Source organism: Mycobacterium sp. IDUB_39 (genome assembly GCF_055419205.1).
Genome location: NZ_JBVAXF010000009.1, coordinates 143,153 through 156,638, shown reverse-complemented (window position 1 = coordinate 156,638; position 13,486 = coordinate 143,153). Strand labels below are relative to the sequence as shown.

Annotated in this window: 10 protein-coding genes; 7 read left to right on the top strand and 3 right to left on the bottom strand. The window is 66.6% G+C overall.

Annotated elements, in window-relative coordinates; translation table 11 throughout:
- Positions 1–34: 34 nt before the first annotated feature.
- The 4 genes from tig to clpX all read left to right on the top strand — a co-directional run bounded on the left by tig (position 35) and on the right by clpX (position 4,398).
- Complete coding sequence (gene tig / locus ACZY0X_RS27900) at positions 35–1,477, top strand: trigger factor (RefSeq protein WP_463775025.1); 1,443 nt, start codon at positions 35–37, stop codon at positions 1,475–1,477.
- Between the two features lie 119 nt (positions 1,478–1,596).
- On the top strand, positions 1,597–2,181 hold the full coding sequence (locus tag ACZY0X_RS27895) for an ATP-dependent Clp protease proteolytic subunit (RefSeq protein WP_463775074.1): 585 nt from the start codon (positions 1,597–1,599) through the stop codon (positions 2,179–2,181).
- Complete coding sequence (locus ACZY0X_RS27890) at positions 2,178–2,825, top strand: ATP-dependent Clp protease proteolytic subunit (RefSeq protein ID WP_463775024.1); 648 nt, start codon at positions 2,178–2,180, stop codon at positions 2,823–2,825. Before ACZY0X_RS27895 ends, ACZY0X_RS27890 begins: the two co-directional genes overlap by 4 nt.
- Positions 2,826–3,117: 292 nt before the next feature.
- Positions 3,118–4,398, top strand: a complete 1,281-nt coding sequence (gene clpX, locus ACZY0X_RS27885) for an ATP-dependent Clp protease ATP-binding subunit ClpX (RefSeq protein WP_463775022.1) — start codon at positions 3,118–3,120, stop codon at positions 4,396–4,398.
- Positions 4,399–4,448: 50 nt separating this feature from the next.
- Here clpX and ACZY0X_RS27880 read toward each other — a convergent pair whose 3' ends face one another.
- Complete coding sequence (locus ACZY0X_RS27880) at positions 4,449–5,078, bottom strand: TetR/AcrR family transcriptional regulator C-terminal domain-containing protein (protein WP_463775021.1); 630 nt, start codon at positions 5,076–5,078, stop codon at positions 4,449–4,451.
- Between the two features lie 57 nt (positions 5,079–5,135).
- On the opposite strand from ACZY0X_RS27880, the gene ACZY0X_RS27875 reads away from it, so the two are divergent.
- Together ACZY0X_RS27875 and ACZY0X_RS27870 are read left to right on the top strand one after the other, a co-directional pair.
- On the top strand, positions 5,136–6,626 hold the full coding sequence (locus ACZY0X_RS27875; RefSeq protein ID WP_463775019.1) for an FAD-dependent monooxygenase: 1,491 nt from the start codon (positions 5,136–5,138) through the stop codon (positions 6,624–6,626).
- A gap of 147 nt (positions 6,627–6,773) precedes the next feature.
- A complete protein-coding gene (locus ACZY0X_RS27870; protein WP_463775018.1) occupies positions 6,774–8,006 on the top strand; it encodes an ankyrin repeat domain-containing protein in 1,233 nt (410 codons plus the stop codon).
- Here the strand turns inward: ACZY0X_RS27870 and fdhD are convergent.
- Entirely contained in the window at positions 7,990–8,820 is an 831-nt protein-coding gene (fdhD, locus tag ACZY0X_RS27865; protein WP_463775017.1) for a formate dehydrogenase accessory sulfurtransferase FdhD, read from the bottom strand. The genes ACZY0X_RS27870 and fdhD overlap by 17 nt on opposite strands.
- Entirely contained in the window at positions 8,813–11,137 is a 2,325-nt protein-coding gene (locus ACZY0X_RS27860; protein WP_463775016.1) for an FdhF/YdeP family oxidoreductase, read from the bottom strand. Before ACZY0X_RS27860 ends, fdhD begins: the two co-directional genes overlap by 8 nt.
- Before the next feature lie 164 nt (positions 11,138–11,301).
- Between ACZY0X_RS27860 and ACZY0X_RS27855 the strand changes: the two genes are divergently transcribed.
- Positions 11,302–13,476: a glutamine synthetase III family protein gene (locus ACZY0X_RS27855; RefSeq protein ID WP_463775014.1), complete on the top strand. Its 2,175-nt coding sequence runs from the start codon at positions 11,302–11,304 to the stop codon at positions 13,474–13,476.
- Positions 13,477–13,486 lie beyond the last annotated feature (10 nt).

Here is a 13,486-nt window from a genome sequence, read left to right as displayed (position 1 = left end):
ACCCACATCGAACGAGCATGCAAGGAGCACCGCAGTGAAGAGCACCGTCGAGAAGTTGAGCCCGACCCGGGTTCGCATCAACGTGGAGGTGCCCTTCACAGAGTTGGCGCCCGACTTCGATCGCGCGTTCAAGGAGATGGCCAAGTCGATCCGCATGCCCGGATTCCGTCCGGGCAAGGTTCCGGTGCGGCTCCTCGAGCAGCGCGTCGACAAGCAGGCCATGTTCGAGCAGGTCATCGGCGAGGCCGTGCCCGGCCGCTACAGCGAGGCCGTGGCCACCTCCGAGGTCAAGCCCCTCGGGCAGCCGGAGATCGACATCACCAACAAGCAGTACGGCGAGGATCTGGCGTTCACCGCCGAGGTCGACGTTCGCCCCGAGATCACGCTGCCCGACCTGGCGGCGCTGAAGATCGAGGTCGACCCGATCGAGGTCTCCGACGATGAGGTCGACACCGAGCTGCAGAACCTGCGGGCCCGCTTCGGCACCCTCACCGGTGTTGACCGGCCGGCCCAGGACGGCGACTTCGTGTCGATCGACCTGTCGGCCACCGTCGACGGCGAGGATGTGCCGGAGGCCAAGACCGAGGGGCTGTCCCACGAGGTCGGCTCGGGTCAGCTCATCGAGGGTCTCGATGAGGCGATCAAGGGCCTGAAGGCCGAGGAGAGCAAGGTCTTCAAGACCACCCTCGTCGCGGGCGAGCACGCCGGCGCAGAGGCCGACGTCACGGTCAAGGTCAACTCCGTCAAGGAGCGCGAGCTTCCTGAGCCGGACGACGAGTTCGCGCAGCTGGCAAGTGAATTCGACACCATCGACGAGCTCAAGGAGAGCCTCGTTGAGCAGGTGAAGCGGGTCAAGCGCATCCAGCAGGCCGAGCAGATCCGGGACCGCGCACTCGAGGCGCTTCTCGAGCAGACCGAGATCCCGTTGCCCGAGGCCATCGTGCAGGCGCAGGTGGACGACACGCTGCACAACGCCATCCACGGCCTGGAGCACGACGAGGAGAAGTTCGCCGAGTCGCTGGAGAAGGAAGGCAGCTCGCGCGAGGCGTTCGATGCGGACAACCGCACGAACTCCGAGAAGGGCGTCAAGACGCAGCTGCTGATGGACGCCGTCGCCGATCACCTCGATATCCAGGTCGGCCAGACCGACCTCACCGAGCGTCTGGTGCTGATGTCACGTCAGTACGGCCTCGAGCCGCAGCAGCTGCTGCAGGTCCTCCAGCAGAACAACCAGCTGCCCGCGATGTTCGCCGACGTGCGCCGTGGCCTGACGATCGCTGCCGTGGTGCACGGTGCGACGGTCACCGACACCGAGGGCACCGAGATCGACACCGCGGAGTTCTTCGGGCCGCCGAACGCCGAGCAGCCAGCCGAGATCGCCGCAGATGACGACGACGCAGACGACATCGCAGATGACAGCGTCGCCGTCGAGGAGAACGCGGCCGACGACGACGTGGCGGCCGACGACACGAAGTGACGCTGTGAGCGAACGCCGGCGTTCTAGGGAGTGCACGGCGTCGTGGTTTGGTTAGTGTCGGTGGACATGAATGGCGAGTACGAATACTCGAAGAAAGCAGGTATCCAGTCGTGACTGAAATGCGTGCGAGCACGTCGGGGCTCAACCTCGTCGACTCGGTCTATGAGCGGTTGCTCGCCGAGCGAATCATCTTCCTGGGCTCGCAGGTGGACGACGACATCGCCAACCGGATCTGTGCGCAGATCCTGCTTCTGTCGGCGGAGGATCCCACCAAGGACATCCACCTCTACATCAACTCGCCGGGCGGCTCGATCAGCGCTGGTATGGCGATCTACGACACGATGGTGCTCGCACCGTGTGACGTCGCCACCTACGGCATGGGCATGGCCGCCTCGATGGGCGAGTTCCTGCTCGCCGCGGGCACCAAGGGCAAGCGCTTCGCCCTGCCCCATGCGCGCATCCTGATGCACCAGCCGCTGGGCGGGGTCACCGGTAGTGCCGCCGACATCGCCATCCAGGCCGAGCAGTTCGCGGTCATCAAGAAGGAGATGTTCCGGCTCAACGCCGAGTTCACCGGCCAGACGATCGAGCGTATCGAGGCCGATTCCGACCGCGACCGCTGGTTCACGGCGCAGGAGGCGCTGGAGTACGGCTTCGTCGATCACATCATCACCAGCGCCAACCTCAACGGAGTGAAGCCATGACCGACCACACCGACCCGAGACTGGCGCCCCAGGCGCGCTACATCCTGCCGTCATTCATCGAGCACTCCAGCTTCGGCATGAAGGAGTCCAACCCGTACAACAAGCTGTTCGAGGAACGCATCATCTTCCTCGGCGTCCAGGTCGACGACGCGTCGGCCAACGACATCATGGCGCAGCTGCTGGTGCTGGAGTCGCTCGATCCCGACCGCGACATCACCATGTACATCAACTCGCCCGGTGGCTCGTTCACGTCCCTGATGGCGATCTACGACACCATGCAGTACGTGCGTGCCGATATCCAGACGGTGTGCCTGGGGCAGGCTGCGTCGGCTGCGGCCGTGCTGCTGGCCGCCGGAACGCCGGGTAAGCGGCTCGCGCTGCCCAACGCCCGGATCCTGATCCACCAGCCGTCCCTCGGTGGCGTCATCCAGGGGCAGTTCTCGGACCTCGAGATCCAGGCCGCTGAGATCGAGCGGATGCGCACGCTGATGGAGACGACGCTGGCGACCCACACGGGCAAGTCAGCCGAGCAGGTGCGTCGGGACACCGATCGCGACAAGATCCTGACGGCCGCACAGGCCAAGGAGTACGGGATCATCGACACCGTCCTCGAGTACCGCAAGCTGTCCGCGCAGAACGCCTGACGTCCGAACGGCGCGAATGCGCCAGCGCCGGTACGGTCGAAGTGTCCCTTTCGTGCCCGAAACTCTCCGCCGGATAACGGCGGCGACACGCCAGCGACACGGTGGCGCGTCCGGCGGGCCGTGGGGGACGACACGGGATATGTTCTCCTCCTACGCAGGTGAATATCACCGACGCGATTCGGCTTTATCGGTCGATGGCGACGGAACATACGGGTAGCGTCGGGTTACACCCGAGGTGTCCCTCCGGATGACAGATGTCGACGGCGATCGCAGAAAGTAGGCCAGCAGGACAATGGCACGCATTGGAGATGGCGGCGACCTGCTGAAGTGCTCGTTCTGTGGCAAGAGTCAGAAGCAGGTCAAGAAGCTCATCGCCGGACCCGGCGTCTACATCTGCGATGAGTGCATTGACCTGTGTAACGAGATCATCGAGGAAGAACTCGCTGACGCCGATGACGTCAAGCTCGACGAGCTGCCCAAGCCCGCCGAGATCCGCGAGTTCCTCGAGGGTTACGTCATCGGGCAGGACACCGCGAAGCGCACGCTGGCCGTCGCGGTCTACAACCACTACAAGCGCATTCAGGCGCAGGAGAAGTCGCGTGACTCGCGGGCCGAGCCCGTCGAGCTGTCGAAGTCCAACATCCTGATGCTCGGTCCGACCGGTTGCGGTAAGACCTACCTGGCGCAGACGCTCGCCAAGATGCTCAATGTCCCGTTCGCGATCGCCGACGCCACCGCGCTCACCGAGGCCGGCTATGTCGGTGAGGACGTCGAGAACATTCTGCTCAAGCTGATCCAGGCTGCCGACTACGACGTCAAGCGCGCCGAGACCGGCATCATCTACATCGACGAGGTCGACAAGATCGCCCGCAAGAGCGAGAACCCGTCGATCACCCGCGACGTGTCCGGTGAGGGTGTGCAGCAGGCGCTGCTGAAGATCCTCGAGGGCACGCAGGCGTCGGTGCCGCCGCAGGGCGGGCGCAAGCATCCGCATCAGGAGTTCATCCAGATCGACACGACGAATGTGTTGTTCATCGTGGCGGGTGCGTTCGCCGGCCTGGAGAAGATCGTGTCCGATCGGGTCGGCAAGCGCGGCCTTGGCTTCGGCGCCGAGGTGCGGTCCAAGGCCGAGATCGACACGCAGGACCACTTCGCCGAGGTCATGCCCGAGGATCTGATCAAGTTCGGTCTGATCCCCGAGTTCATCGGTCGTCTGCCGATCGTCGCCTCGGTGACCAACCTCGACAAGGAGTCGTTGGTCACGATCCTCTCGCAGCCCAAGAACGCACTGGTGAAGCAGTACACCCGCCTGTTCGACATGGACGGCGTGGAACTGGAGTTCACCGAGGAGGCGCTCGAGTCCATCGCGGACCAGGCGATCCACCGTGGCACCGGTGCCCGCGGTCTGCGCGCCATCATGGAAGAGGTCCTGCTGCCGGTGATGTATGACATCCCCAGCCGCGACGACGTCGCCAAGGTGGTCGTCACCAAGGAGACCGTCGAAGACAACGTGCTTCCGACCATCGTGCCGCGCAAGCCGCAGCGCAGCGAGCGTCGCGACAAGAGCGCCTGAGTTTGATCGCAGATGAGCCCCCGCCACGGCGGGGGCTTTTCTGTTGTGCACTAGGGGGTCAGCGTTGCCGTGATCCCGGCGAGCACCGTCGTCAGCCCAGCTTCGAATGATGCGTCCGCGTCAGGGTTGAACAGCACCAGTCGGACCTGGGCGGTGAGTGGAAACCGCTCGGCATCAAGCAGTTCGGCGTTGGCGTACGGGTTGTCCTCGTAGTCGACGCCCGACCTGGCCTGCTCCTCGATGGCGCTGCCGGTGACATAGTGCAGCAAGACCAGGACCGTCTGCGCGGCCGCGTCGAGATCGAATCCGGCGGACTGCAGACCGGTCAGCACCATCTCGTTGGCGGGCCGGGCGGATGGGGTCACTGAGCCGACGAATACACGTGCGCCGTCGCGGTATTGCAGCAGCGCCGACCGTAGCGTCCGCGCGACATCGGCGAGCCAGTGCGCCACGGAGTCGCCATCGTCGAGTGGCCGCAGCCGTTGGCAGGCCTCGGCCGCGATGACGTCGGCCATGGCGTCGAGCAGCTCGCGCTTGTTCTTCACATGCCAGTAGAGCGTGGGAGCTTGTACGCCGAGCGCAGAGGCCAGGGTGCGCATGGAGAGGCCCTCGAGGCCGTGGTCGGCGAGCAGGTCCAGCCCCATCCGGGCGATGACGTCACGGGTCAACTTGGGCGGCACACCGAACACTCTAACACTGTTAGAGTCCTCCCTAACAACGTTAGAGAGAGGTGTGGGATGAGTGATGTCATCGTGGTCGGTGCAGGTCCGACCGGGTTGATGCTGGCGTGTGAGCTGGCGCTGGCTGGCGTGGCGGTGGACGTGATCGACCGGTCGCCGGAGCGTTCGGATGCGTCGCGGGCGGCGGGGATGAATGCCCGCACCATGGAGATCCTCGACCAGCGCGGGATGCTCGAGGCCTTCGCGGCAGCGGGGCGACCGATGGCGGCCGGGCACTTCTCGGGGATTGCACTCGACACGGCTCTGCTGCCGACACGGCATCCCTACACGTTGGCCATCATGCAGGCCGACACCGAACGTGTGTTGGAGGACTTCGCCACCCGACTGGGTGTGGGGGTGCAGTGGTCCACGGAGCTTACGGGCATCGAGCAGGACGACACCGGTGTCACGGTGAAGACCGATGGTGTGGCGGGCCCGGCAGTCCGTCGCGCCCAGTACGTAGTGGGCTGTGATGGTGGACGCAGTGCGGTGCGGAGATTGATCGGCATCGAATTCAACGGCGCTGACGCTCAGTTCGTCACGCTACTAGGCGACGTCGAGATGGAGCACCCGCCTGCCGAGCGCACCTTCCTGCAGCGGCGGGACGCCGGCACCGTGACCGTGCTGCCGTTCGGCGCACTCTCTGGTGACACATGGGCGCGTGTCATGGTCACCGAATACCGTTCACCGGTTGCCGAATCGGGGCAGGTGACCCTCGACGGGCTACGCGGGGTGTTGCAGAGCGTCGCGGGGACCGACTACGGCATCCACACGCCGCGCTGGTTGTCCCGATTCGCCGATGCCTCCCGGCAGGCCACCCGCTATCGCGACGGCCGAGTCCTGCTGGCCGGCGACGCCGCACACATCCATCCGCCGCTGGGCGGTCAGGGCATGAACATCGGGATGCAGGATGCGATGAACCTGGGGTGGAAGCTGGCCGCGGTGCTGCGAGGCGTGGCCGACGAGGCATTGCTCGACAGCTACCACGCCGAGCGTCATCCAGTCGCAGCTCGCGTGCTGATCAACACCCGTGCGCAGACCGCCCTGCTCGACGAGGGGGAGAACGTCACTGCGATGCGGCAGACGTTCGAACGACTGTTGAGTGTTGACGCCGCCAATGAACAAGTGGGCGCCGAGATCTCAGGCCTCGACGTCTGCTACCAGGAGGGTGATCACCCGTTGGTGGGTCGACGGGTCCCAGACGGTGACATCGTGGTCGGCACTCGGCTGCGGCGCGTCTATGAGCTGCTGCATCCGGCACGACCGGTGCTACTGACCTTCGACACGCAGATGGGTGGAGAGGCCGAGGCGAACCTGAGCGACCACGTCGTGCGGGTGGCGGCCGACAGCGCCGTGCGTCGGTGGCGGCTGCCGGTGATCGGGTGGGTCGCGCTGCCGGCCGCGCTGTTGATCCGGCCCGACGGCCATGTGGCATGGGTTTCCCAGGACGGATCGACTGCCGGACTCCGGCGGGCGGCCGAACGAATCGGCGCAGCCCGTCAGCTGTAGATGTTCCGTTTGCTAGTGTCGGGGTGGGCGCGCAGGACCGCCCGACGTCCGCTCGAAGGGGCTCAGCCTCCCTGCTGGTGTATCTCGTTGTGACCGACCTCTTCTCGGCCCGACTTCGCGGACGCGGGCTCTCGAGAGGAGGCCGTCATGGCCAGCACCCTGCCCAACAATCCCTCACTGGATCGGCTGCGTGACTCCGCACGCAGACTGCAGCGAGGGGTCACCGCGTCTGATCCCCAAGCGCTGGATCTCGTCCAGCGCTACCACCCGCGGCCCGATATCGCGCTCGGCGACGTGCCCGCCCGGTTCGCCCTGCACAATGCGCAACTGACTGTTGCCCGGCGCTACGGATTCTCCGGATGGCCCGCCCTGGTGCACTACCTGGAACTCGCCGGAGACATCAGCGTCGATCCGAGCGGAGTCGACGAGAACGCACTCGACCCCGCGGACCGATTCTGCGCGCTGGCCTCGTTGCGCTACGACGACGCCGACGCCCCACCGCGGCGCCGGGCCGCAGCGAACCTGCTCAAGGCTGACCCGGGGTTGGTCGAGCGGCACGTGTGGGCGGCCGCGTCGGCGGCGGACCCGGTCGTCCTCGCCAGCCACCTCGCGGTCAGCCCCGGGCTGGCGACGGCACGCGGCGGGCCCTTCGGTTGGGTACCGCTGATGTATCTGTGCTACTCACGCGCCCCGATCGACCGTAGCGAAGCCGAAGTGCTAGCTGCTGCAACGCTTTTGCTCGATGCCGGGACCGACCCGAACGAGGGCTACCTGTGGTGCGGGATGTCGACGCCGTTCACGGTTCTGACCGGCGTGTTCGGCGAGGGCGAGCAGGGTCCTCGCAGGCAGCCGCGACACCCCTTTGCGTCCGCACTGGCCACGCTGCTACTGCAGCGGGGAGCGCACCCGGTAGACCAGCAGACCCTCTACAACAGGATGTTCCGACCCGATAATGCGCACCTGGAACTGCTGTTCGCCCATGGGCTGGCCGACGCGGCGGCGAGCCCATGGGAGCGTCTGCTCGGCGAGGCGATGGAGACGCGGGCGCAGATGTGGCAGCGCCAGATCAGCTGGGCCGCCGAGCACGGATTCACCGAGCGCCTGGATCTGCTGGCCCGACATGGTGTCGACGTCTCGGGTGTCGATGTCGTGGTGCCCGCGCTTCCAGATGACCCGAACACCCGTGACGATGACGGTGCGACACCCCTGCACCATGCCGCCTGGGACGGTGACCTCGACCTGATCGAGCGGCTGCTGGCGGCCGGGGCCGATCCGACGGCGACTGACACCCGCTTCGGAACGACGCCGCTGGGGTGGGCCGAGCACGCCTACCAGACCGAGGCCGCCGACCTGCTGCGGCCGCTCAGCCGGGGTGCTTGATCCGGTCGGGTCGGGTGTAGACGTTCATCGACTCGCCGCGCAGGAAGGCGACCAGGGTGAGGCCGGCCTGACTGGCGAGGTCGACCGCCAACGACGACGGTGCGGAGACGGCGGCGAGCACCGGAATGCCCGCCATCACGGCCTTCTGCGTCAGCTCGAATGACGCCCGGCCACTGACGAGCAGCACGGTGCCGGTCAGCGGGATGCGTTCGTTCTCGACCGCCCAGCCGATGGTCTTGTCGACGGCGTTGTGGCGGCCGATGTCCTCCCGGACCACCAGCAGCGTGCCGTCCGCATCGAACAGCGCGGCGCCGTGCAGCCCGCCGGTGCTCGCGAAAACCTTCTGCGCCGCGCGGAGCTGGTCGGGCATGGCCGACAGGGTTTCGGCGGAGACGACTGTCGGGTCATCACCGGGGGAGTGCCTGCTGATGGTGCGCACGGCGTCAATGGACCCCTTGCCGCACACGCCGCACGACGACGTGGTGTAGAAGTTGCGGGTCACGTCCAGGTCGGGCAGCGCGACGTCCGGAGCGAGTCGCACGTCCAGCACGTTGTAGGTGTTGGCGCCGTCTTCACCCGTCCCGCGGCAGTACTCGACACGAGCGATGTCATCGCGGTGGCCAATGACGCCCTCGGTGAGCAGAAACCCCTGTGCCAGTTCGACATCCGAGCCGGGAGTGCGCATCGTGACGGTGATGGCGGAACCGTTGAGTCGCAGCTCCAGCGGCTCCTCGACAGCCAGCGTCTCGGGCCGGGTGGTCATCTGATCCCCGTTGAGGTGACTGGCTCGCCGCCGCGCGGTGACCCTACCCATGCGCAGGCTCCAGTCGGATCACCACGGCCTTGGACACCGGCGTATTGGACTTGAGTGCGGTGTGGTCCAGGGGAACCAGGGGGTTGGTCTCGGGGTAGTACGCGGCGGCGTTTCCGACGGGCGTGGAGTACGGCACGACGAGGAAGTCCTTCGCCCGGCGCTCCTCGAGATCGCCTGCGGCGTTGCGGTACTCCGAGATCAGATCCACGCGGGCGCCGTCGGCCAGGCCGAGGCTGGCGATGTCGGTCGGGTTGACGAACACCACGCGGCGGCCACCCTTCACACCGCGGTAGCGGTCGTCGAGCCCGTAGATCGTGGTGTTGTACTGGTCGTGGCTGCGCAGCGTCTGAAGTACCAGACGCCCCTCCGGCACCGGCACCCATTGCAGCGGCTCGTTGGTGAAGTTGGCCTTACCGGTGGTGGTGGGGAATTCGCGGGAGTCGCGCGGTGGATGCGGCAACTGGAAGCCGTCGGGGGCGCGAACCCGGGCGTTGTAGTCGGTGCAGCCGGGCACCACGTCGGCGATGGCGTCGCGGATGCGATCGTAATCGTCGACCAGCTCCTCCCACGGCACCGGATGATCCGCGCCAAGCACCGCACGCGCCATTTGGCACACGATGGCCACCTCGCTGCGCAGGTGCTCGCTGGGCGGTGTCAGGCTCCCGCGCGACAGGTGCACCATCGACATCGAATCCTCCACCGAGACAAGCTGTTTGCCACCTGCCTGGAAGTCCTTGTCGGTGCGGCCCAGGGTGGGCAGGATCAGTGCGGTTCGACCGTGCACGACGTGGCTGCGGTTGAGCTTGGTGGACACCTGAACCGTCAGCGCACACGTGCGAAGTGCCGCCTCGGTGACCTCGGTGTCGGGGGTGGCCGACGAGAAGTTGCCGCCCATCCCGATGAACACCTTGGCCCGGCCGTCGCGCATGGCCCGGATGGCGTCGACGGTGTCGTACCCGTGCTTGCGCGGGCTCTCGATGCCGAAGCGAGAATCCAGCGCGGCGAGGAACTGCTCGGGCATCTTCTCCCAGATGCCCATCGTGCGGTCACCCTGAACGTTGGAGTGTCCGCGGACTGGGCACACCCCGGCGCCGGGCTTGCCGATCATGCCGCGCATCAGCAGCAGGTTGGTGGCCTCGCCGATGGTGGCCACCGCGTGCCGCTGCTGGGTCAGGCCCATCGCCCAGCAGAAGATGGTCCGCTCCGATGCGGCGAGCATGCCCGCCACCCGTTGCAGCTGTTCGCGACCGATTCCGCTGGCCTCGGTCACCGTGTCCAGATCGACTTCGCGGGTGCGGGTCTCGTACTCGTCGAAGCCCGCGCAGTGCCGCTCGATGAAGTCCCGGTCCAGGACCGAGCCCGGGGCCGCGTCGTCGGCCTCCAGTAGCAGCCGGCCAAGGCCCGCGAAGAGTGCCATGTCACCGCCGAGCCGGATCTGCACGAACTCGTCGGCGATCGGGACGCCGTGCCCCACCACGCCGTGCACCTTCTGCGGGTCCTTGAACCGCATGAGGCCCGCCTCGGGCAGCGGGTTGACGGCGATGATCTTGGCGCCGTTGGCCTTCGCCTTCTCCAGGATGGACAGCATCCGGGGATGGTTGGTGCCCGGGTTCTGCCCGGCGATGAGGATGCAGTCCGCGTTCGCGACGTCCTCCACCGTGACGGACCCCTTGCCGATGCCGATGGCGTCGACCAGCGCCGTGCCCGAGGACTCGTGGCACATGTTGGAGCAGTCGGGGAGGTTGTTGGTGCCGAAACTGCGCACCAACAGCTGGTAGAGGAACGCGGCCTCATTGCTGGTGCGCCCGGAGGTGTAGAACAGGGCCTCGTCGGGGTTGTCGAGTCCGCGCAGCTCATCGGCGATCAGCCGGTATGCCTCATCCCAGCCGATGGGGCGGTAGTGCGTGTCACCCGGTCGCAGCACGACGGGCTCGGTGAGCCGGCCCTGCTGCGACAACCAGTACTCCGGCTGGGCGGCCAGGTCGTGGACCGAGTGGCGGGCGAAGAACTCGGGTGTGACCCGTCGCTTGGTGGCCTCCTCGGCCACGGCCTTGGCGCCGTTCTCGCAGAACTCGGCGAGCTTGCGGCCGCCGTGCTCCTCGGGCCACGCGCACCCCGGGCAGTCGAATCCGTGGCGTTGGTTCAGCTTGGACAGTGCCACCGCGGTCCGCACCGGACCCATCTGCTCGAGCCCGCGCCGCAGCGACACCGCCACGGCGGTCATCCCTGCGGCCTCGTCCTCGGCGCCTGTGACGACGATCTCTCGCTCGTCGATGGTCGCGTCGATGTCAAGGTCGGGGTGGCGCCGGGTTCCCATGTCCACAGTTTAGGCGGCCCGTCGAATCGAGCCGATGGCCTGGACATTCACGGTCCGCATTGTGGTGGCGACACCGACGTAACAATTCCGGAACATGGCGTTTCTAGGGTGAGCCGATCACGTCCGCGAATGAGTTGCGGGCGCACGCGGGGAGAGGAACTCCATTGAGTGGAAATGTGGTCAGACGGCAGGCCATCACCAGCGTCGAGGCCTACGTGCCCCCCGCCATCAGCTTCGACCCGGCCGAGGCGCCCGGCGAGATCTTCGGCGCCAACGTCTTCACGCTGGCCGAGATGCGTCTGCGGCTGCCCAAGTCGGTCTACAAGTCCGTTGCCGCAAGCATCGAGAAGGGCGCGAAGCTGGACCCGTCCGTCGCCGACTCCGTCGCCTCGGTGATGAAGGACTGGGCGCTGTCGAGGGGTGCCACCCACTATGCGCATGTCTTCTACCCGATGACCGGGTTGACCGCAGAGAAGCACGACAGCTTCCTCGAGCCGGTGTCCGACGGTCAGACGCTGGCCGAGTTCGCCGGCAAGACCCTGATTCAGGGCGAGCCCGACGCCTCGAGCTTCCCGTCGGGTGGTCTGCGTTCCACCTTCGAGGCGCGTGGCTACACCGGTTGGGACGTCACCAGCCCGGCCTACATCCTGGAGAACCCCAACGGCAACACGCTGTGCATCCCGACGGTGTTCGTCTCGATGACGGGTGAGGCGCTGGACTTCAAGACGCCGCTGCTGCGCAGCCAGCAGGCGATGGGTGGCCAGGCCGAGCGCATTCTGAAGTTGTTCGGGCACAGTGACTTCGACCAGATCGTGTCGTTCTGCGGCCCTGAGCAGGAGTACTTCCTGATCGACCGGCACTTCTTCCTGGCGCGCCCCGACCTCATCAACGCGGGCCGCACGCTGTTCGGCGCCAAGCCGCCCAAGGGCCAGGAGTTCGACGACCACTACTTTGGCGCCATCCCCGAGCGTGTGCTCGGCTTCATGATGGACACCGAGCGTGAGCTGTTCAAGCTGGGCATCCCGGCCAAGACCAGGCACAACGAGGTCGCGCCGGGGCAGTTCGAGATCGCGCCGATGTTCGAGCGGGCCAATATCGCCGCCGACCATCAGCAGCTGCTCATGACCACGTTCAAGACCATCGCCAAGAAACATGGCATGGAGTGCCTGTTCCACGAGAAGCCGTTCGCCGGCGTCAACGGGTCGGGCAAGCACGTCAACTTCTCGCTGGGTAACGCGCAGTTCGGCAGCCTCCTGGTACCCGGTGACACCCCGCACGAGAATGCGCAGTTCCTGGTGTTCTGCGCCGCCGTCATCCGCGCGGTGCACAAGTTCTCCGGCCTGCTTCGGGTGTCGGTGGCCTCGGCCACCAACGACCACCGCCTCGGCGCCAACGAGGCGCCCCCCGCGATCATCTCGATCTTCCTGGGCGACCAGCTCGCCGATGTGTTCGAGCAGATCGCCAAGGGGGCCGCGACGTCGTCAAAGGGCAAGGGCACCATGATGATCGGGGTCGACACGCTGCCGCACCTGCCGACCGACCCGGGCGACCGCAACCGCACCAGCCCGTTCGCGTTCACCGGCAACCGGTTCGAGTTCCGTGCGCCGGGCTCGGGTCAGACCATCAACGTGCCGATGATCATCCTCAACACGATCATGGCCGACTCGCTCGACTACATGGCCACGGCGCTGGAGAAGGCCGTGGGCGAGGGCGAGGACTTCGACATGGCGGTGCAGAAGCTGCTCACCGAGATCATCACCGAGCACGGCGCCGTGGTGTTCAACGGTGACGGCTACTCGGAGAACTGGCAGGTCGAGGCGGCCGCGCGTGGACTGCCGAATCTCAAGACGACGCTGGACGCCATCCCGGAGCTCGAGAAGCCGGAGGCGATCGAGGTCTTCGAGCGCTACGGCGTGTTCAACGCGCGCGAGTTGGAGAGCCGCGCCGAGGTCCGCTACGAGACCTACGCCCTCACCATCACCGTCGAGGCCAAGCTGACCCTGGAGTTGGGATCGACAGTCGTGCTGCCCGCGGCGATCCGCTACCAGACCGAGTTGGCGCAGAACGTCGCGACCCTGAAGGCCGCGGGCATCGAGCCGGACCTCACGCTGCTGCAGACGGTCTCCGCGCCGATCTCCGACCTGACCGGGGCGCTGACCGCACTGAAGACGGCGATGGCCGAACACGGTGGCGACACCGCGGCCGAGGAGGCCGCCCACGCGCAGAGCCTGCTGCCGCTGATGGACGCGGTGCGAGCTGCCGCTGACACGCTTGAGGGTGTCGTCGCCGACGATCTGTGGCCGCTGCCCACCTACCAGGAGATGCTCTACATCCTGTAGCCGGAGACTC